Annotated in this window: 19 protein-coding genes and 1 other annotated feature; all 19 genes read left to right on the forward strand. The window is 47.4% G+C overall.

The window, feature by feature from the left end:
- The first annotated feature begins 4 nt into the window (after positions 1-4).
- The 19 genes from mnmA to M3202_RS01380 all read left to right on the forward strand — a co-directional run bounded on the left by mnmA (position 5) and on the right by M3202_RS01380 (position 20,117).
- Positions 5-1,108, forward strand: a complete 1,104-nt coding sequence (gene mnmA, locus M3202_RS01290) for a tRNA 2-thiouridine(34) synthase MnmA (RefSeq protein WP_349775592.1) — start codon at positions 5-7, stop codon at positions 1,106-1,108.
- A 194-nt stretch (positions 1,109-1,302) separates the two neighbouring features.
- Positions 1,303-1,965 (forward strand): tetratricopeptide repeat protein, encoded by a 663-nt coding sequence (locus tag M3202_RS01295; RefSeq protein ID WP_251221564.1) that lies wholly within the window; start codon positions 1,303-1,305, stop codon positions 1,963-1,965.
- Between the two features lie 6 nt (positions 1,966-1,971).
- The gene (gene recD2, locus M3202_RS01300; protein ID WP_251221565.1) at positions 1,972-4,251 is read left to right on the forward strand and encodes an SF1B family DNA helicase RecD2; all 2,280 of its coding nucleotides are present in this window, start codon (positions 1,972-1,974) and stop codon (positions 4,249-4,251) included.
- A gap of 441 nt (positions 4,252-4,692) precedes the next feature.
- Positions 4,693-5,160, forward strand: coding sequence for a PRC-barrel domain-containing protein (locus M3202_RS01305; RefSeq protein WP_251221566.1), 468 nt, complete (start codon positions 4,693-4,695; stop codon positions 5,158-5,160).
- A gap of 11 nt (positions 5,161-5,171) precedes the next feature.
- Positions 5,172-5,366 carry a YrzR-like zinc ribbon domain gene (locus M3202_RS01310; RefSeq protein ID WP_251195016.1) on the forward strand — a complete coding sequence of 65 codons (195 nt, stop codon included), beginning with the start codon at positions 5,172-5,174 and terminating at the stop codon, positions 5,364-5,366.
- 346 nt (positions 5,367-5,712) lie between these two features.
- Entirely contained in the window at positions 5,713-6,774 is a 1,062-nt protein-coding gene (locus tag M3202_RS01315) for an AI-2E family transporter (protein WP_251221567.1), read from the forward strand.
- Positions 6,775-6,821: 47 nt separating this feature from the next.
- Positions 6,822-7,029 (forward strand) — a binding site (T-box leader).
- Positions 7,030-7,132: 103 nt separating this feature from the next.
- On the forward strand, positions 7,133-9,772 hold the full coding sequence (alaS, locus tag M3202_RS01320) for an alanine--tRNA ligase (protein WP_251221568.1): 2,640 nt from the start codon (positions 7,133-7,135) through the stop codon (positions 9,770-9,772).
- A gap of 79 nt (positions 9,773-9,851) precedes the next feature.
- Positions 9,852-10,124 carry an IreB family regulatory phosphoprotein gene (locus M3202_RS01325; RefSeq protein WP_251195020.1) on the forward strand — a complete coding sequence of 91 codons (273 nt, stop codon included), beginning with the start codon at positions 9,852-9,854 and terminating at the stop codon, positions 10,122-10,124.
- Positions 10,121-10,543: a Holliday junction resolvase RuvX gene (ruvX, locus tag M3202_RS01330; RefSeq protein WP_251221569.1), complete on the forward strand. Its 423-nt coding sequence runs from the start codon at positions 10,121-10,123 to the stop codon at positions 10,541-10,543. The genes M3202_RS01325 and ruvX overlap by 4 nt, the downstream gene beginning before the upstream one ends.
- Positions 10,544-10,559: 16 nt before the next feature.
- Positions 10,560-10,847, forward strand: coding sequence for a DUF1292 domain-containing protein (locus M3202_RS01335; protein WP_251221570.1), 288 nt, complete (start codon positions 10,560-10,562; stop codon positions 10,845-10,847).
- Between the two features lie 97 nt (positions 10,848-10,944).
- Positions 10,945-12,084: an endolytic transglycosylase MltG gene (mltG, locus tag M3202_RS01340; RefSeq protein ID WP_251221571.1), complete on the forward strand. Its 1,140-nt coding sequence runs from the start codon at positions 10,945-10,947 to the stop codon at positions 12,082-12,084.
- 246 nt (positions 12,085-12,330) lie between these two features.
- Entirely contained in the window at positions 12,331-12,975 is a 645-nt protein-coding gene (locus M3202_RS01345) for an O-methyltransferase (RefSeq protein WP_251221572.1), read from the forward strand.
- 13 nt (positions 12,976-12,988) lie between these two features.
- Positions 12,989-13,921 carry a peptidase U32 family protein gene (locus M3202_RS01350; RefSeq protein ID WP_251221573.1) on the forward strand — a complete coding sequence of 311 codons (933 nt, stop codon included), beginning with the start codon at positions 12,989-12,991 and terminating at the stop codon, positions 13,919-13,921.
- 15 nt (positions 13,922-13,936) lie between these two features.
- Positions 13,937-15,199: a peptidase U32 family protein gene (locus tag M3202_RS01355; protein ID WP_251221574.1), complete on the forward strand. Its 1,263-nt coding sequence runs from the start codon at positions 13,937-13,939 to the stop codon at positions 15,197-15,199.
- Complete coding sequence (gene udk, locus M3202_RS01360; RefSeq protein ID WP_251221575.1) at positions 15,199-15,834, forward strand: uridine kinase; 636 nt, start codon at positions 15,199-15,201, stop codon at positions 15,832-15,834. The genes M3202_RS01355 and udk overlap by 1 nt, the downstream gene beginning before the upstream one ends.
- A gap of 153 nt (positions 15,835-15,987) precedes the next feature.
- Positions 15,988-16,464, forward strand: coding sequence for a transcription elongation factor GreA (gene greA, locus M3202_RS01365; protein ID WP_251221576.1), 477 nt, complete (start codon positions 15,988-15,990; stop codon positions 16,462-16,464).
- Positions 16,465-16,890: 426 nt separating this feature from the next.
- A complete protein-coding gene (locus M3202_RS01370; protein ID WP_251221577.1) occupies positions 16,891-17,976 on the forward strand; it encodes a TRAP transporter substrate-binding protein in 1,086 nt (361 codons plus the stop codon).
- A 384-nt stretch (positions 17,977-18,360) separates the two neighbouring features.
- Positions 18,361-18,849: a TRAP transporter small permease gene (locus M3202_RS01375; protein WP_251221578.1), complete on the forward strand. Its 489-nt coding sequence runs from the start codon at positions 18,361-18,363 to the stop codon at positions 18,847-18,849.
- On the forward strand, positions 18,846-20,117 hold the full coding sequence (locus M3202_RS01380; protein WP_251221579.1) for a TRAP transporter large permease: 1,272 nt from the start codon (positions 18,846-18,848) through the stop codon (positions 20,115-20,117). Before M3202_RS01375 ends, M3202_RS01380 begins: the two co-directional genes overlap by 4 nt.
- The last annotated feature ends 17 nt before the right edge of the window (positions 20,118-20,134 follow it).

Genomic DNA, 20,134 nt, shown 5'->3' on the forward strand with positions numbered 1-20,134 from the left:
GGTGGTGAATAAGATGAAAAAAAGACCGGAGGATACGCGGGTTGTTGTCGGGATGTCAGGTGGCGTCGATTCCTCTGTGACCGCGCTTCTATTAAAAGAGCAAGGCTATGACGTCATTGGCATTTTTATGAAAAACTGGGACGATACCGATGAAAGCGGGTTTTGTACGGCGACGGAGGATTACGAGGATGTGATCCGCGTCTGCAATCAAATCGGCATTCCCTATTATGCAGTTAATTTTGAAAAACAATATTGGGATAAAGTGTTCACTTATTTTCTCGACGAATACAAAGCGGGAAGAACACCGAATCCCGATGTGATGTGCAATAAAGAAATTAAGTTCAAGGCCTTTTTGAATCATGCAATGAGCCTTGGCGCGGATTATGTCGCAACCGGACATTATGCTCGCGTCGAGGAACAAAATGGGGAATTCCACCTGCTGCGCGGCGTCGATGATAACAAAGATCAAACCTATTTTCTGAATGCTCTTTCGCAAAAGCAGCTTTCAAAAACGATGTTTCCGATCGGCGATATGCCGAAAAGCGATGTCCGGCAAAAAGCACTTGATGCGGAGCTGGCGACGGCGACGAAAAAAGACAGTACCGGCATTTGCTTTATCGGGGAACGCAACTTTAAAGAGTTTTTAAGTGAATTCCTGCCAGCCCAGCGCGGGGAAATGCAAACCGTGGATGGCGAGGTAAAAGGTCATCATGACGGGTTGATGTATTATACGCTCGGTCAGCGGCAAGGGCTTGGTATCGGCGGTTCAGGAGAGCCGTGGTTTGTCATCGGCAAGGATCTTGAGCGGAACGTGCTCATTGTCGGCCAAGGCTTCCACCATGAAGGGCTTTATTCAGAGGGCCTTGAAGCAATAGGCATGAATTGGATTTCAAAAGAGCCGTTGCAGGAGGAAATCGTCTGTACGGCTAAGTTCCGTTATCGTCAGCCTGATCAAAAGGTGACGGTCTATCCGCGGGCGGATGGCACGGCGAAGGTTTATTTCCATGAGCGGCAACGGGCGATTACACCTGGTCAGGCTGTTGTCCTCTATGATGGCGAGGTTTGCCTCGGCGGAGGAACGATTGATCAAGTAATAAAAAAGTGGTGAGACCGAAGAGAAAGAAAACAGCGGATATTTCTTCAGAGATGATTTGAGGGCAGGGCGTCGGCTTCGCGTTTGTTCGCGGATGGCTGAAAGAGCCCTGTTTTCAGTCACCCATAAAACGATGATAACGGCTCCGCACACCGCTTCTAAGAAAAGATGCTGTGGCGTTTTTCTTATCGTTAGGAGGAGGTTGGAAGATGAGCTTGAATGAACAAGGAATTGCCTATATGAATGAGCGCAAGTATGAAGAAGCGGCGAAGATGTTTAATGATGCGATTGAAGAAAATCCTCATGACCCGACCGGCTTTATTAATTTCGGCAATTTGCTCGGTGTTGTCGGGGAATATGAACGGGCGTTAACCTTTTTTGACAAAGCGATCGGCTTGGATGAAACGGCGGCGACCGCTTATTATGGCGCGGGGACGATTTATTACAAGCAGGATCAGTTTGAAGAAGCGGCAAAAATGTTCAAGCAGGCCATTATCGCCAAGCTTGATGAAAGTGATGTCCATTTCATGCTCGGGATGAGCTATTATCAGCTTGGAGCGTTGCCGCACGCGCTTGCTTCGTTCAAGAGAACCGTCGAGCTGGCGCCGGATGATGTCGAAGGACGGTTTCAGTACGGGCTTTGTCTCGCACAGCTTGAATATATTGATGAAGCGATTGACGAGCTTGAGCAGGTTGTGGAGCGAGATGAACAGCACGCCGATGCTTATTTCAATCTTGGAGTGGCGTACGCCTATCATGACCGGACGACGGACGCGCTTGAGGCATTTACACGCGCGCTTGCTATTCAGCCGGATCATGCTCTTGCCGCCAATGGGAAGAAGACGATTGAAAAGGCACTTGGGTTAGGGTGAGCGATCGTGACGGAGGAACATGGCCAGGTTGAGAAGGGCTACATAAAAGGAACGGTTTCCCACATTGTCTTTCAGAATGAAGAAAATCATTATACAGTCGCCTATATTCAGATTCAAGCTACGAATGAAGAGATAAAGGAAAAGAAAGTGACCGTGGTCGGCCTTTTGCCGAAGCTGGAAGTGGAGGAGACGTTTTTGTTTTTCGGTTCGCTGACAGAGCATCCGAAGTTCGGCCTCCAATACCAGGTCGACCAATTCCGGCGCGACTTGCCGCAAACGAAGCATGGCATTATTCAGTATTTGTCGAGCAGCCGTTTTCCAGGTGTCGGCGAGAAGACGGCGCAGGCGATTGTCGAAATACTCGGTGAGCGGGCGATTACAAAGATTGTCGAAGACCGCGCGTCTCTCAATCAAATTCCGAAGCTGTCAAAAGAGAAGGCTGATGCTTTGTACAGTCAGCTGATTGATCAGCAAGGTGTGGAGCAAGTATTGATGACGCTTTCCGAGCATGGCTTTGGCGTCGAGCTGTCCATGAAGGTTTATCAGGCTTATGGACTGCAGGCCCTTGATATTATTCGGACAAATCCATATCAATTGATCACGGATGTCGAAGGAATCGGCTTTCGCCGCGCCGATCAGCTTGGCGCGGCAATCGGCTTAACGGGCAATCATCCAGAGCGGATTCGTGCCGGCTGTTTGTTTTTGCTTCAGGAGCTTTGTTTGCAGGAAGGGCATGTTTTTTTGAAAAAGGAGACACTATGTGAAGAGGCGAGCCGTCTTCTTTCCTCATATGACTGCCAAATCTCAGCTGAAGAGATTGCTGAACAGCTGCTCGTGATGGATGAAGAAGGACATATAGTGGAAGAGGAAGACCGGCTTTATTTAAAGTCGCTTTATTTCGCTGAAAAAGGGATTGTCACAAGCGTGCGCAAGCTCTTAAGTGAAGACAGCAAGGATGAATTTCCGGAGGCCGAGTTTTTGAAGGCGCTCGGTCAGCTTGAAGAAGAGATGAAGATTGAATATGCCCCCTCGCAAAAAACAGCGATTCAAACTGCTTTATCCTCCCCGTTCATGATTTTGACAGGGGGGCCGGGAACAGGAAAGACGACGGTGATCAAAGGGATTGTTGAGCTGTATGGCCGTCTGCATGGCCTGGCGCTTGAGCCAAGCGCGTATACGAAAGGCAATCCGTTCCCGATCTTACTTGTCGCGCCGACGGGAAGGGCAGCGAAACGGATGAGTGAAGCAACCGAGCTGCCTGCCACGACGATTCACCGGCTGCTCGGCTGGAAGGGCGGGCAAGGCTTTGAAAAAGGCGATGACGAGCCGCTTGAAGGGGAGCTGCTCATCGTTGACGAAAGCTCAATGGTCGATATTTGGTTAATGAATCAATTGTTAAAGGCCGTGCCGAAAGGAATGCAGGTCATTTTGGTCGGCGATCAGGATCAGCTGCCATCCGTCGGGCCGGGGCAGGTGCTGCGCGACTTCCTTGATTCCGGAATGATTCCGACCGTCCCGTTAACCGATATTTACCGTCAGGCGGAAGGCTCTTCGATCATCGAGCTTGCTCATGAGATGAAAAAAGGAAAGATGCCTTCCAATCTCCCTGAACCGCAGCCGGATCGCCGCTTTTTTCCGTGCCGCAGCGATCAAGTTCAGCATGTTGTCGCTCAAATTTGCGGAAATGCGCTGAAAAAGGGCTATACGCCGAAAGACATTCAGGTGCTTGCCCCGATGTATAAAGGGCCCGCCGGTATCTCGGCGTTAAATGTCATGCTGCAGGAGCTGTTCAATCCGGCGACGGAACAAAGGCGTGAGCTTCGCTTTGGCGAGGTCGTCTACCGCACCGGTGACATTGTCCTCCAGCTCGTCAATAACCCGGACGAAAACGTCTATAACGGTGACAGGGGAGAAATTGTCGCGATTTTTTACGCGAAGGAAAATGCAGAACGCCAGGACCAGCTTGTTATTTCCTTTGATGGAACAGAGGTCGTGTATCCGAAAAAAGATCTTAACCAGATTACGCATGCGTATTGCTGCTCGATCCATAAGTCGCAAGGAAGTGAATTTCCAATCGTTGTCATGCCTGTCGTCCGCAGCTACTCACGGATGCTGCGGCGCAACCTGTTATATACAGGGATTACGCGGGCGAAGCAGTTTTTATTGCTGTGCGGGGAATTACGGACGATGTATGCGGCGATTACGGAAAAGGATGAGGTGCTCCGCCATTCGATGCTGAAGGAAAAACTCCGGCAGCTTTCTTCCCCGAGTAAGTTTCCGGAGTGATGTACGGCGGAACGTTACAAGCCCGATGGAAAGCAGAACCTTTCCATCGGGCTTTTTTCAGCCAGCCTTTAAAAGAATGTAACGGCTTTGCACGGCGGGTTGAAGTGATGGAACATAACTGGTTAGAAAATGGCTCCACACGCCACAATCCCGTTGTGAGAAACCCATTCACAACGGGATTTGAAAGATCGTGGCGGTTCCGCTCAGGCTGTTTTTATAAGAACGTATGATTGGGGATGCTTCAAGGAAGTGCGTCGGCTTCGCGCGTTACGCGGCTGTCAGAAAGAACCCCGCTTTCAGCCAGCCTTTAAAAGAATGTAACGGCTTTGCACGACGCTTTAAAGAAAACCGCGTAGCCGGTTTTCTTATGGAAATTAATCACTCACATAGTGGGTTTGGGAGTGCGGTACACTAGGAATGTTCGGAAAGGTGGCGAGAGCTTTGCGAACATTTGCAACGATTGAGGGATTGCCTGTGCTCTCTTTGGCAACGGGAGAAGAGTGTGGACACGTTGTTGATTTGCTGTATGAGGATGGCGCGGTAGCTGGTCTTGTTATTGATGTGAAAGGCTGGTTCAGGCGCGCCATGATGCTGCCGCTTGAAGCAGTGGAAAGCTTTGGCGAGGATGGAGTAATGGTCACCGACAGTGACGTTTTGCAGCCCTTTCACAAGTCCGGGGCAGCGGTGCTGAAATCAGGTCGTAAGCGGCTTCAGGGGACGCCTCTGCTCACAAAAGAGGGAGAGAAGCTCGGACTGGTAGAAGATGTATATTTTCATGAGGAACTGGGGACAATCATAGGGTACGAAGTGACGGAAGGATTGGTCGCTGACATCCTCGAAGGAAGAAAGGTTGTCAAAAGTGAGGCGAAGCTGACAATTGGAGGAGGGCGCGCAATCCTGACGGAATAGAAGGGAGCCCTATGATGCGTTGTCCAAATTGCCAAAGCAAAGATATTGGAAAAATCGGCACGAATCAGTACTATTGCTGGAACTGTTTTGTTGAAATGAGCATTTCTCAAGGAAAGCTGTCTCTTCATCAAGTTGAAGAGGATGGTTCTTTAAGTTCACTCGATGATTTGTTTGAGGAACAGGATCTTCAGCTCGATGGAACGTAAGTAAGTTCATGTCCTTGCATTCGGGATCGGTGCAGCCGCATATTCACTGACTGATCGAAAAACGAAGAAAGATTCGATTCCTTTATGACATCATTAACCGATAAAAAATCATGGAAACACCTACGATGAATATCATTAAAGCATAAATAGAGAGGCTGGGACAGAAGCCGAAGTTGAGAGGAAAAAAACATGGCAGTGGCGCCGTTTTGCGCAAATCCCCTACTGAAGCGGATTTCTTCGGTAGGGGATTTAAACGCAGGAGCAGACTTCGCGCGCTGCCTCGAGATTGAGACAAAAGGGCAAACGACCCGTTGTCTCAATCTCTCTTTTAAATGGAGGGGCAGAGATGGGACAGACTCAACAAAAGTGGATCGCGCGTTTATTGATTGTTTTGCTGATCTTACTCATTTTATATATGCTGTCGCGGGTAGCCTTCCTTGCAGAACCGTTTTTGCTCATTGGAAAGGCGCTGCTGTTACCGGTTGGAATTGCTGCGTTGTTAAGCTATTTTCTTCATCCGCTCGTTGAAAAACTTCACCAAAATGGCATGGAACGAAGGTGGGCGGTTTCCCTCATTTTTCTGGCGGTGATTGGCCTGATCAGTTTTGTTGTGATGATCGGCCTGCCGTTTTTGATCGCTCAAGTTCAGCATGCCTTTGCTCAGCTCCCGGGAAAAATAAACGAATTAACAGTGCTCGTCAACCGGCTGCAGGATCAGCTCAATTCGTTACCTGAACCGCTTCAGTCCCAGTCAAAGGAATGGACCGTCCAGCTCGAAGCGTGGAGTGGAAAAGCATTGGACCAGGTAGAAAAGGTCGCGGTCTTTTTGCTGCATTCCGTTTTCGCTTTTCTCGTTATTCCCTTTTTAGTGTTTTACTTTCTGAAAGATTATGATCTCGTTGAAAAGACGGCCTGGTATGTAACCCCGCGTAAATGGAGACAGCCGTTGCAGCGCTATTTGAAGGATCTTGATCAGACGTTCGGCAGCTTTATCCGCGGTCAGCTCCTCGTCTCACTGTCGGTGGCGGTGCTTTCGATCATCGGCTTATGGCTGCTCGGTGTCCCGTATCCGATTTTGCTCGGGCTGTTTATCGGCGCGGCGGATTTGATCCCGTATTTCGGCGCGTTTATCGGCGCTGCTCCGGCGATCATCGTCGCTTTGCTGGAATCATGGCAGCTGGCGATCTTTACGGCGATTCTTTTAATCGTCATCCAGCAGGTGGAAGGAAATGTGCTGAGCCCGTTTATCGTCGGCAAAACCTTGCATCTTCATCCGATGCTGATCATTCTCGCCCTCCTTGTCGGCATTCAGACAGGAGGAGTGATCGGCCTACTCGTCGCCGTACCGATGCTGGCGATCGCCAAGGTTACGCTCTGGCACTTGCGCCTTCATCTGATGAACGATTGACATTTGTCAAGCGGCTTCCTATAATGAAAAGGGCATATAAACATAGTAAGAATACGTTGAAGGAACGAGTATGAAACAGTCCGTTTACAGAGAAAGGCATCCATGGCTGGAAGATGCCTGAAACGAAGGGTTTCAGAAAGCTGCTCCTGAGTGCAGGCAAATTCTGCCGTCTAACCGCGTTATGGTCGAAAGTGATAGACGCCGTCGTTGTCTATAAATAGGGTGGTACCGCGTGACATAACTCTCGTCCCTTATCCGGGAAAGGGAGTTTTTTTGATGCCCGGCCCACAGTGGGGAAGCGATTAGGCCCAGCGTGTGTTTTCGTTTTACATACATATAAATAAGGAGATGATAGAAGATGAAACCTTTAACATCTGCCCAAGTAAGACAAATGTTTTTAGACTTTTTTAAGGAGAAAGGTCACGATATCGAACCGAGTGCGTCGCTTGTTCCCCATGAAGATCCGAGCTTGCTCTGGATTAACAGCGGGGTCGCCACGCTAAAGAAATACTTTGACGGTCGAGTGATTCCGGATAACCCGCGGATTACAAACGCTCAGAAATCGATTCGGACGAACGATATTGAAAATGTCGGTAAGACGGCGCGCCATCATACGTTTTTTGAAATGCTCGGCAACTTCTCAATCGGCGATTACTTCAAAGAAGAAGCAATTGAATGGGCGTGGGAATTTTTAACGAGTGAACGCTGGATCGGCTTTGAAGCGGATAAACTGTCCGTCACGGTGCACCCTGAGGATGATGAGGCTTATGTATACTGGAAGGAAAAGATCGGCATTCCCGAAGAGCGCATCATTCGCTTAGAAGGCAACTTCTGGGACATCGGTGAAGGACCGAGCGGACCGAATACGGAAATTTTCTATGACCGTGGACCGTCTTACGGCGACGATGCCAATGACCCCGAGCTTTATCCAGGGGGAGAAAATGACCGCTATTTAGAAGTATGGAACCTCGTCTTTTCACAGTTCAATCATAATCCTGACGGAAGCTATACACCGCTTCCGAAAAAGAATATTGATACAGGGATGGGCCTTGAGCGGATGGTATCCGTTATTCAGGATGTGCCGACGAACTTTGAGACGGATTTATTTATGCCGATCATTCGCGCGACGGAGCAGCAGACATCTGTTCACTACGGACAGGAGGAAGAAAAAGATGTCGCCTTTAAGGTGATCGCCGACCATATTCGTACGGTAACATTCGCCGTTGGGGACGGAGCGCTTCCTTCAAATGAAGGACGAGGCTATGTGCTGCGCCGCCTTTTGCGCCGCGCTGTCCGCTATGCGAAGCTGATCGGGATTGACCGGCCGTTTATGTATCAGCTCGTGCCGGTTGTCGGAGAAATCATGGTTGATTTTTATCCCGAGGTCAAAGAGAAAAACGATTTTATCCAGAAGGTCATTAAAAACGAAGAAGAGCGCTTCCACGAAACGCTTCATGAAGGATTGACGATTCTTGAGAAAATTCTTGATGATGCGATAGCCGCCAAGAAAACAACAATTGCCGGCGAGGATGTTTTCCGTCTTTATGACACGTACGGGTTTCCAATTGACCTGACGGAGGAATATGTAGAGGAGAAAGGCTTAACGATTGATCGTGAGGGGTTCGAGAAGGCGATGGAAGGTCAGCGCTCAAGAGCACGCTCGGCAAGACAGGAATCCGGCTCGATGCAGGTGCAGGACGAATTGCTCGGCGAGATTGTCGACGAAAGCAAGTTTGTCGGCTACGATACGCTGGCGACGACGGCGAAGGTCGAAGTGCTTATTCATGATAAGCAAAAGGTCGACATCGTCGGAGCGGGTGAACAGGCGCAGCTTATCTTAAACGAAACACCTTTTTATGCCGAAAGTGGCGGACAGGTGGCTGATAAAGGCGTCCTCCGCGGCGACGGTGTCCTCGCTGAAGTGACGGATGTCAGCAAAGCGCCGAACGGCCAGCATCTTCACCATGTGACGGTGAAGGAAGGGACGCTAAAGCAGGGGGCAGAGGTGCGCTGTGTCGTCGAAGAAACGGAGCGGACGGCAATTGTCAAAAACCATACCGCCACACATCTTCTGCATCAAGCGCTTAAGGATGTGCTTGGCGAGCATGTTAACCAGGCCGGTTCCCTCGTTTCCGAGGAACGACTCCGTTTCGATTTCTCGCATTTTGGCCAAGTTAATGAAGAGGAAATCGCCAAGGTCGAAGCGATTGTCAATGAACAGATCTGGCATTCTCTTCAAGTCGATATCTCTCTAAAAAATATTGACGAAGCGAGAGCGATGGGCGCGATGGCCCTATTCGGCGAAAAGTACGGCGATATCGTCCGCGTTGTAAAAGTCGGCGATTACAGCCTTGAGCTGTGCGGTGGCTGTCACGTCAGAAATACGGCGGAAATTGGACTGTTCAAAATCGTGACGGAATCCGGAATTGGGGCCGGCGTGAGACGGATCGAAGCAGTGACAGGCAAGGCGGCTTATCACTATATGAATGACCAGCTTCAGCTGTTGAAACAGGCCGCTGCCAGTTTAAAGGCAAAGCGCGTTGTCGATGTGCCGGCAAGAATCGAAGCGACACAGCAGCAAATCAAGGAATTGCAGCGTGAGAACGAATCGTTAACGCAAAAATTAAGCAACCTTGAAGCGGGAAGTCTTGTCGATGAAGCTATTACGGTGAACGATGTCCAGCTGCTGGCGAAAAAGGTTGAAGCGAAGGATATGGACAGCCTGCGCGCGATAGTCGATAAGCTGAAGCAGGACATTGGTTCAGGAGTGATTGTCCTCGGCGCTGTGACAGGCGGCAAGGTAAACATTAGTGCCGGAGTGACAAAGGATTTAGTAGCAGAAGGCTACCATGCAGGAAAGATCGTCAAGGAAGTCGCCTCTCGTTGCGGCGGTGGCGGTGGCGGCCGTCCGGATATGGCGCAGGCTGGCGGAAAGAATCCGGAGCAGCTTGAACAGGCGCTTGCTTATGTGCAAGAATATATTCATACGATTTCCTAATTTCCTGCTTTTGGTGTACAATGAAAGGTAAACAAGCAATAGAGAACGTTTTTATTGCAAAATGAAAGAGGTGTTTGTGATGAGCTCTATGGACAAGACAATGCAGTTTAATTTTCCGGATGATTCGGTCGATGTTGATGTCCAAGAGGTACTCCTTTCTGTATATGGGGCGCTGGAGGAGAAAGGCTATAATCCCATCAATCAAATTGTCGGCTATTTACTCTCTGGAGATCCTGCGTACATTCCCCGGCATAAAGATGCGCGTACCCTCATTCGCAAGCTTGAGCGCGATGAGCTGATTGAAGAGTTAGTGAAATCCTATTTATCACAGCACCGTAAGGAGAATGAATGAGAGCATTAGGGTTGGATGTCGGAACGAAGACGATTGGCGTGGCTTTGAGCGATGAGCTTGGCTGGACGGCGCAGGGACTGGAAACGATTAAGCGAAGCGAAGAGGAGCCAGACCAGGACTTTTTAACAATAAAGCGCATGGTGGAGCAATATGATGTTCACACTATCGTAGTAGGACTGCCGAAGAATATGAATGGAACGATCGGCCCAAGCGGTGAACGGAGCGAGCAGTTTGCCGAGCAGCTGCAGACGCATGTACCGGACTGCGAGCTGAAAATGTGGGACGAGCGTCTAACGACTGTCGCTGCGGAGAAAATGCTGATTTCAGCTGATGTCAGTCGAAAGAAACGAAAAAAGGTCATTGATAAAATGGCTGCCGTTATGATCCTGCAAGGCTATCTTGATCATAAGGGAAACTAGGAAAAGAGGTGCGACGATGACGCAAGAAGAAAAAGATCGTATTGTGATTCCCGATGAAAACGGGGATGAACATTTATTTGATGAGTTGTTTAAATTTACGGTGGACGAAACCGGGAAATCCTATATTCTTGTTACACCCGTTGGCGAAGAGGCCGATGAGGATGAAGAGGTAGAAGTATTCGCGTTTCGTTATGAAGACCGTGACGAGGAAGAAAACGACATCGCGCTCTTCCCGATCGAAACCGACGCTGAATGGGAAATCGTTGAAGAGATGCTCAACACGTTTTCGGAAGAAGATCAATAAGAAGGAACGGGAACATCCAAAAGGATCAGATTTTGATCTAAGGATGTTCTCTTTTTTTGAAAATGTAGTATAATAAGACGGTGGAAGGGGGAGAAGGATGTCTGATTCCAACGAAAAACCACGAAATGATCTATATGAAGAACGGGTTTCTCAGGCGAAAGTCGTGAGAAAGATCGTCTTTTTTTGTGTCATCGGATTCATTCTAATTGGAACCATCCTGCTTACAAGCGGGTATTTTTATATAAAAAATGCACTTGGCCCAATGAATGAAGAAAATCCGCAGGAAGTTGAAGTCACGATTCCAATCGGTTCATCTGCCAGTCAAATTGGAACCATTTTAGAAGAAGAAGGTCTTGTCCGCAATGGGGCGTTATTCCGTTATTTTGTCCGCTACAACAATGAGAGTGGATTCCAGGCTGGAGACTATGTCCTTTCCACTGCGATGACGATGGATGAAATGATCGCAGCCTTAAAGGATGGACGCGTGATTCAGGAGGCGGAGCTCGTTTTCACCGTGCCAGAAGGATTGTGGCTTGAAGATATCGCCGGAATCATAGCTGAGAATACAGAGCATTCTGTTGAAGAAGTGATGGAAGTGCTTAATGATCGCGAGTATATTGAAAGCCTGATTCACCGCTATGCGATGCTGACAGATGAAGTGTTGCAGGAAGGGATCCGTTATCCGCTTGAAGGGTATTTATTTCCGGCGCGCTATGACTTTCTTGAGGACAACCCGCCGATTAAAGAAATCATCGAGACGATGCTTGACCGGACGGAAGCCGAAGTTGACCCGTTTCTCGCCGAAGTCGAGGATGGGGAGTATACGCTACATAACATCCTCACGCTCGCTTCAATTATTGAACGGGAAGCGCAGCATTCCGAGGATCGCTACTTAATTTCCGGGGTCTTGTATAACCGGCTTGAGCAGGGGATGAGACTTCAGGTTGATCCGACAGTGTCTTACGCGCTTGGCGAGCATCGCTATATGACAACCTACAATGATTTGGAAGTGGACTCGCCTTACAATACGTATTTGTATCCAGGCATTCCAATCGGGCCAATCGCCAGTCCGGGCAGCGACTCGATCCGGGCCGCATTCCAGCCGGAGGAGACGGATTACGTCTACTTCTATGCGCGCTATAATGGCGAAGTGATTTATAATGAGACATATGAAGGGCATAATCAAACCCATCAAATGTATCGTGATGAATGGATTGAAGCAGAAAGTGAAGAATAGGGAACAGCAGGTTGACCCACTTTGAGCTTCACCGGCTGCGTCTCGTCAAAGCCTTTTCAATAATCAACCGGGGTGTGCCAAAAGGGTTTTCCTTAGGCACACCCTCTCTTACTGGAATAGAGGATGCTGGGATAGAACGAACATGTCAAACGAAGAATCATGCAGCGGTGCAGGGACGCCCTCTGCCATTTGGCCGATACCTTGTAGGTAGAACAGTTTGTCCCAGCTTCAGACTGGAGGAACGGAATGAGCGAAAAAGAAGTAGTGCATTATCTTCATTCACTGTTGCCGGCCCGACCTGACAAAATTGTCGAGATGGAACATTTTGCTGCGGAGCATGATGTTCCGATCATGGATCTGGTCGGCATGGAGTGCCTGCTCCAGCAGCTTAAGCTGGTGAAGCCGAAGCGGATTTTGGAAATTGGCACGGCAATCGGCTATTCAGCAAGCAGAATGGCGCTGGCGTTGCCTGAAGCTGTGATTGTCACCATCGAGCGCGATGAGACGCGTTATGAGCAGGCGCTGGCGAATGTGCAGGAGCTGAATTTGACGGATCGGATTGAAGTATGGCATGGCGATGCCCTGGAATTGAGCCAAAAACTTGAATTCGAGTCCCTTTTTGATGTATTATTTATTGATGCCGCTAAAGGTCAATACAAACGATTTTTTGAGATGTATGGGTCATATGTGAAAAAAGGCGGCGTGATCTTTTCGGATAATGTCCTGTTTCGCGGCCTTGTTGCTGCTGACCATATTGAAAATAAACGATTACGCCAATTAACGAATAAAATTAAAACGTATAACAGCTGGCTCATGTCCCGATCTGATTATGATACGACCATTATCCCGGTCGGTGACGGCCTTGCTGTAAGCGTGAAAAAGGAAGAGTAGGAAGGGGATAGATATGAACAAGAAGCCAGAGTTGCTAGTGACCCCTAAAGACCTTGACGCTGTATCGCGGGTTTTTGCAGCGGGGGCAGATGCGGTCATCATTGGCGAAGAACGCTACGGGCTGCGGTTAGCCGGCGAATTCTCCCGCGCTGATATACGAGCAGCTGTCACGATTGCCCATGAACAGGGAAAACGGGTCTATGTAGCAATGAATGCGATATTTCATAATGATAAAGTGGGGGAGCTTGCTGACTATGTTGCCTTTTTGCAAGAGGCAGGCGTCGATGCGATTGTATTCGGAGATCCGGCTGTCTTGATGACGGTGCGTCAGGCCGCTCCGGGCATGAGATTGCATTGGAATACGGAAACGACCGCGACGAATTGGTATACAGCCAATTACTGGGGGAAGAAAGGCGCAGCCCGGGCTGTGCTCGCCCGTGAATTGAGCATGGATGAAATTGTGGAAATCAACGAGAATGCCGAAGTCGAGATTGAAGTGCAGGTTCATGGAATGACCTGTATGTTCCAGTCGAAGCGGACGTTGATCGGGAATTACATGCAATTTCAAGGAAAGAATCTCGCCGTCGAGCGCCGGACAAAGGACCGGCAATTATGGTTATACGATGCCGAGCGTGAGGCGCGTTATCCGATTTTTGAAGACGAGAACGGAACGCATATTATGAGCCCGAATGATATTTGCATCATCGATGAGCTGGAAGAGATGATCGAAGCAGGCGTAGACAGCTTTAAAATTGACGGCATCCTTAAGGAGACGGACTACCTTGAAAAGGTAACGGCTCTTTACAGAGAGGCGATTGATCTTTGCGCCGACGAACCAGAGCAATACGCGGAGAAAAAAGAGGCGTTACTGGCAGAGGCCGAAGCGCTTCAGCCGCAGAATCGAAAATTGGATACCGGCTTTTTCTTTAAAGAAACGGTCTATTAGAAAGGAGGAAACGGGATGTCAACGATTGCAGAACGTACAAGTGAAGGGAAACGGATCATTACGAAAAAACCGGAGCTGCTCGCGCCGGCTGGAAGTCTCGAAAAATTAAAAGTTGCTGTTCATTATGGCGCGGATGCGGTTTACATTGGCGGCCAGGAATTCGGCCTGCGCTCAAATGCCGATAATTTTTCGCTTGAAGAAATGCGAGAGGGCGTAGAATTTGCCCGCAAATACGGCGCCAAAGTATATGTGACGACGAATATTTACGCTCATAATGAAAATATGGACGGGCTTGAGGAATATTTACGCTCCCTGCAGGATGTCGGCGTGACCGGGATTATCGTCGCCGACCCGCTCATTATTGAAACATGTAAACGCGTTGCTCCAAAAGTTGAGGTGCATTTAAGCACCCAGCAGTCGCTGAGTAACTGGCTGGCGGTCAAGTATTGGAAAGAAGAAGGACTGCACCGTGTCGTTCTTGCCCGCGAAGTAGGACTTGAAGAAATGCTTGAGATGAAGAAAAATGTTGATATTGAAATTGAAAGCTTTGTTCACGGCGCGATGTGTATTTCATATTCCGGCCGCTGTGTCTTGAGCAACCATATGACAGCGCGTGATTCCAACCGCGGAGGCTGCTGTCAATCATGCCGCTGGGAATACGACTTATATGAAACGAATGAGCAGGGCGAAAAAGCGCTGTTCTCGGAAAACGATCCGCAATATACGATGAGTCCGAAAGATTTGAATTTAATTCAGGCGATTCCTAAGCTGATTGAAGCTGGAATTGACAGCTTGAAGGTCGAAGGGCGAATGAAATCAATCCATTATGTCGCGACCGTTACAAGTGTATATCGCAAGGTTATTGATGCTTATTGTGCCGATCCTGACAATTTTCAGATCGATAAGGCATGGCTGGATGAACTGGAAAAATGCGCGAATCGCGATTTCGCTCCACAGTTTTTCGAAGGCGAACCAACATTTGAAGAGCAAATGTACGGCAGTCATCCGAAGCGGACAAAGTATGACTTCGCCGGATTGGTGCTCGATTATGATCCGGAAACATCAATCGTTACATTGCAGCAGCGCAATCACTTTAAACCAGGAGACGAAGTGGAATTTTTCGGCCCGGAAATAAGCAACTTCATGCAAAAAATCGAGACGATTTGGGATGAAGATGGACAGGAACTTGATGCGGCGCGTCATCCGCTGCAAATTGTCCGCTTTAAAGTCGATCAGCCGGTTCATCCGCAAAACATGATGCGCAAAGAGGTAAGATAATGGCAACAAAACCAATTATAATTGGGGTAGCCGGGGGGACGGGCTCCGGCAAAACAACGGTTGCGAAAGAAATTTTTCAGCAATTTAATGAGCAATCGATCGTCTTGATTGAGCAGGATGCATATTATAAAGATCAAAGTGGACTTAGCTTTGAAGAACGGCTGAAAACGAATTACGATCATCCGCTGGCCTTTGATAATGATCTGCTGCTTCATCATCTTCAGCAGCTCGCTGCGAAAAAGAGAGTTGAAAAGCCGGTTTACGACTATAAAGCACATACCCGCTCAAATAAAGTCGTGATCATTGAGCCAAAGGATGTCATTATCGTGGAAGGAATCTTGATTTTAGAGGATGAGCGGCTTCGTGAGATGATGGATATTAAGCTATTTGTGGACACGGATGCCGATATTCGCATCATTCGCCGCCTTCTTCGTGACATTCGTGACCGAGGTCGTTCGATTGAGTCGGTCATTGATCAATATACGTCGGTTGTCAGGCCGATGCACCTGCAATTTATTGAACCGACGAAGCGCTATGCCGACATCGTCATTCCCGAAGGTGGACAAAACCGTGTCGCGATTGATCTAATGGTGACTAAAATACGCACAATTATTGAAGAAAAAGCGATTTTGTAATAGCATAGGGAAAGTGAGGTTGCATTTTAGGGGTAAGCCTTACTTTCTTTCATACATGTAAGCAACTAAGAACTCGGAAACTGCCGAGTTCTTAGTCTACATATGTGAAGCAATTATATTTTATTTGAACAAGCAGATGAGGAGTGAGTCACAATGGCGGAAGAGAAAAAACATTATATGACAATGGAAGGAAAACGCAAGCTGGAGGAAGAGCTCGAATATTTGAAGACGGAACGGCGCAAAGAAGTAGTGGAACGCATTAAGATTGCCCGCAGTTTCGGCGATCTTTCGGAGAACTCCGAATATGATTCAGCGAAAGAAGAGCAGGCGTTTGTCGAAGGGCGGATTATTCAGCTAGAAAAAATGATTCGCAATGCGGTGATGATTGAAGAAGAAGAAGGTTCAGAAAACGTTGTAACGCTTGGGAAGACGGTGAAGTTCATCGAACTTCCAGATGGCGATGAAGAAGAGTATACGATTGTTGGAAGCGCTGAATCTGATCCGGCTGAAGGAAAGATTTCCAATGATTCTCCGATGGCGCAAAGCTTACTTGGAAAAGCAATCAATGACAAGGTAATGGTAAATACCCCTGGTGGAGAGATGGAAATTCAAATTGTTGATATTCGCTAAGAACGCCCGGCTTGTCGGCCTGTCTCGTAATGGAGACCGGTAGGCAAGCTTTTATTTTTGCTTTCAAATATTATTCTAATATAACAAAAAGATAAGTTAGTTAAGTATTTTGGTAAAATATTATAGATTATCTAACATAAAAATTAAAAGCGTTTTCAGTTATCTGACATAAATTCGTCATATATTCAGAAAGTTTATTGTTAGATTTTCTCACAAAGGTATAGAATTTTAGAAAAGTTTTTCATATAATGTAAGAGAATAAGTCACAGATGAAGAAAGGAGAATGTTAAATTAATTTCATTATGTCGCAAATTTATTTGTTCTTTTGGACATAATTACAAAAGGAGATTTAGCCGAATGGACAAATAGTTAGCGGGTACACTGTGTGTAACTAATTTTTAAAAAATTCAAAAAGGGGTATCAAGTATGAAAAAATTACTCGTATTATTACTGTCTGCGTTATTCTTGTTTGTTATCGCAGCATGTGGCGGCTCGGACGACACAAATGAAGGTACTGATGACGCTGCACCAGGTGAAGAAGCAACTGGAGATGCTGGAGATGCTGAATTTGAAGAATTGGTTATTACCTTTAGCCATAATCAACCAATTGAAAGCCCAGAGCACATTGGGGCTGAAAAGTTTAAAGAAGTAGTAGAAGAGCAAACTGGCGGAAAAGTAACAGTCGATGTTTACCCGGCTTCGCAGCTTGGAAGCTTACGTGAACAAGTTGAAGGAACACAAATGGGTGAAATCGATATTACAATGCAGCCAACTGCTGTCGTTAGTCCGTTTGTTGATGACATTAAAGTAATCGATCTTCCATACTTATGGCCTGCAGATACAGAGCAAACGTATGAAGTGCTTGACGGAGAAGTTGGACAAGAAGTTTTAGCAACTCTTGGTCAAGGTGGATTTGAAGGACTAGGTTACTGGCCTGGCGGCTTTAAATTGTTCACGACAGGAAACAAGGAAATTCATGAGCCGGCTGACTTCCAAGGTTTAACGATGCGTGTTATGGAATCCCCGCTTTTAATTGAGCAATATGCAACATGGGGCGGAAATGCGATTCCTGTGCCTTACGCTGAAGTGTATAACTCTTTACAGCAAGGTGTTGTTGATGGACAAGAAAATCCATTACAAACAATTTACTTAAATAATTATCATGAAGTTCAGGATAATATTATTGAAAGCTACCATGGCACAATGACATATGTGTTAATGGCTAACCAAGGCTGGTATGCAGGACTTTCTGACGAGTTGAAGCAAGTAATTGCCCAAGCTGAAGAAGAAGGACGTACTGCTGCGCGCCAAGCATTAAGCGAAGTGGAAGACGAGTACCGTCAAGCGATTATTGATTCTGGTGCGAACTATTATGAATTAACGGAAGAAGAAATCGAAAGCTTCCGTGAAGCGTCACTGCCTATGCATGAGGAAGTGTACAACACACCTGAACAACTTGAACTGCTTCATAAGCTATATGAAGCGATTGACCAAGTAGCAGGTAATGAATAGGACGTAACGAAAAAGTTAAAAGCCCGTAGTGGCTCCGTATATCGCTTGCCACGTTGAAGAGGGTGTCCCAGAAGCTTTCGGGACACCCTCTCTAAGCAATATGCGGTTCTGCTCCTGGCAGGTGGATAACGAGTTGATAGGATAACTCCGCTTGCACAAAAAAAGATGCGTCAGAACATTCCGCATTGCCGGCGGCTCAAGGATGAATGAGCGGGCCGACAGAAGGAGGACGACGCTTGCTGTATGGGGTTGTCTTTAAAGGTGCAAAAGTGATCCTTCAAAGGCATCCCCTGTTCTTTTAGATAAGGTGTGTAATGACGTTTCATCATACTAAAAGAAGGGCAAAGACTCCGCGTAAGACTTTTAGTAAAAGGAGAATGAACAATGAAGTGGATCAATCGGATTGAGGAAGCTTTTGTTGGCATTTGTTTACTTGCTGTGACGATTGTCTTGTTTGTGAATATTGTGCTTCGTTTCGGCTTCAGTGCAAATACGAACTGGGCGGAAGAGGTTATTCGGTATGGCATGATCTGGATTACATTTATCGGAGCCGCGGTTTGTTTCCGGCGAGGTCTTCATGTAGGGATTGATTTTTTCCTCGATTATTTATCAAAGAAATGGGGCGCGATTATAGCGTTAGTCGTCAACCTGCTTTCCATCGTTTTTATGGCGTTTATTTTTTACTACAGTATTGAATTAGTGAAGTTCAGCATCGACTCCGGACAAATTACACCTTCGCTGCAAATTAAGATGTTTTACATTTATTTAGCGATTCCGATAGGGGCGCTCCTTTCACTTATTCATTTGGTCGTTCATACATTCAAGCTGTTTAAAGACCTGCAATCTAACACGATAGAGGAGAAACAACCATGATTACTGTATTGATTGTTTTGATTTTTATCTTCCTGTTTTCAAGTACTCCGATTTTTGTGTCGCTTGGATTGGCTTCTTTTGCAACGGTGCTTTTGACAACGGACATTAACCCGATGATTTTGATACAGCGTCTGTTTGGCGGACTGGATCAGTTTGCGTTAATGGCGCTGCCGTTTTTCATCTTAGCAGCCAATATTATGGAAGTCGGCGGTTTGTCAAAACGGATTTTGGATTGGGCTCGTGCGATGGTCGGTCATATCTCCGGTGGAGTGGCGATGACGAGTCAGGTTTCGAGTATGTTCTTTGGGGCGCTTTCTGGTTCGAGTCCGGCGACAGTCGTCGCGATCGGAAAGATTATGTACCCTGAAATGATCAGAGGAAAGTATCATAACTGGTTTGCGGCGGGACTTTTGGCTTCAGCCGGTTCGGTTTCCCTTATTATTCCACCAAGTATCACGTTAATCATCTTCGGTTCCGTGACAGGTGTCTCTGTCGGACAGCTTTTTATCGCCGGTATCGGAGCGGGTCTCATTTATGGGCTTTCCTCTATTATTTATATTTATTTCTACGCCCGGAAGCATAATCTTGAGCGTGATAAGCGGGCAACGAGGCAGGAACTGCTGAGCACGACTTATAAAGCCGGCTGGGCTTTGCTGATTCCGGTCATTATTCTTGGCGGGATTTACGGCGGGATTTTCACTCCGACAGAAGCAGCTGGTGTCTCTGCGGTATATGCGTTATTAATCAGTATGTTTGTTTATAAGGAAATGACAGTAAAGAAATTATACCGCGTTTGTATCGACTCCGGGATTTTAACGGCCCAGGTACTCGTTCTTGTCGCCGCGGCCCAAGTGCTCGGCTGGATGCTGACGAGAGGTCAGGTGCCGCAAACAATTGCCGGCTGGATGACGAGTACGATCGAGTCACCATTTATGTTCTTAATGATTCTAAATGTTGTGTTACTTGTGCTCGGGATGTTTATGGAAGGCGTCGCAGCTATTATTATTGTCGCTCCACTTATTTTCCCGACGGCAATGGCAATGGGAATCGACCCTGTTCATTTAGGGGTTATTATGATTTCGAATTTGGCAATCGGCATGTACACTCCGCCGTTTGGAATCAATATATTCGTCACCCAGGGGATAACCGGATTAAAAATGGGCGAAATGATGCCGGGCTTACTCCGTTTCTTCGCGGTCAATGTCCTTGCCTTGCTCGTCATTACGTATGTACCGGATGCATCTTTATTCTTGCTGCGTCTGTTGTAATGTATCTCGCTAACAGG

Source organism: Halalkalibacter oceani, assembly GCF_023715605.1.
Classification (GTDB): Bacteria; Bacillota; Bacilli; order Bacillales; family Bacillaceae_D; genus Halalkalibacter; species Halalkalibacter oceani.

Coding starts and splice junctions, on each gene's coding strand:
- M3202_RS01295 (WP_251221564.1), top strand. CDS start 1,303: ATGAGCTTGAATGAACAAGGAATTGCCTATATGAATGAGCGCAAGTAT.
- M3202_RS01310 (WP_251195016.1), top strand. CDS start 5,172: ATGATGCGTTGTCCAAATTGCCAAAGCAAAGATATTGGAAAAATCGGC.
- M3202_RS01315 (WP_251221567.1), top strand. CDS start 5,713: ATGGGACAGACTCAACAAAAGTGGATCGCGCGTTTATTGATTGTTTTG.
- alaS (WP_251221568.1), top strand. CDS start 7,133: ATGAAACCTTTAACATCTGCCCAAGTAAGACAAATGTTTTTAGACTTT.
- M3202_RS01325 (WP_251195020.1), top strand. CDS start 9,852: ATGAGCTCTATGGACAAGACAATGCAGTTTAATTTTCCGGATGATTCG.
- ruvX (WP_251221569.1), top strand. CDS start 10,121: ATGAGAGCATTAGGGTTGGATGTCGGAACGAAGACGATTGGCGTGGCT.
- M3202_RS01335 (WP_251221570.1), top strand. CDS start 10,560: ATGACGCAAGAAGAAAAAGATCGTATTGTGATTCCCGATGAAAACGGG.
- mltG (WP_251221571.1), top strand. CDS start 10,945: ATGTCTGATTCCAACGAAAAACCACGAAATGATCTATATGAAGAACGG.
- M3202_RS01345 (WP_251221572.1), top strand. CDS start 12,331: ATGAGCGAAAAAGAAGTAGTGCATTATCTTCATTCACTGTTGCCGGCC.
- M3202_RS01350 (WP_251221573.1), top strand. CDS start 12,989: ATGAACAAGAAGCCAGAGTTGCTAGTGACCCCTAAAGACCTTGACGCT.
- M3202_RS01355 (WP_251221574.1), top strand. CDS start 13,937: ATGTCAACGATTGCAGAACGTACAAGTGAAGGGAAACGGATCATTACG.
- udk (WP_251221575.1), top strand. CDS start 15,199: ATGGCAACAAAACCAATTATAATTGGGGTAGCCGGGGGGACGGGCTCC.
- greA (WP_251221576.1), top strand. CDS start 15,988: ATGGCGGAAGAGAAAAAACATTATATGACAATGGAAGGAAAACGCAAG.
- M3202_RS01370 (WP_251221577.1), top strand. CDS start 16,891: ATGAAAAAATTACTCGTATTATTACTGTCTGCGTTATTCTTGTTTGTT.
- M3202_RS01375 (WP_251221578.1), top strand. CDS start 18,361: ATGAAGTGGATCAATCGGATTGAGGAAGCTTTTGTTGGCATTTGTTTA.
- M3202_RS01380 (WP_251221579.1), top strand. CDS start 18,846: ATGATTACTGTATTGATTGTTTTGATTTTTATCTTCCTGTTTTCAAGT.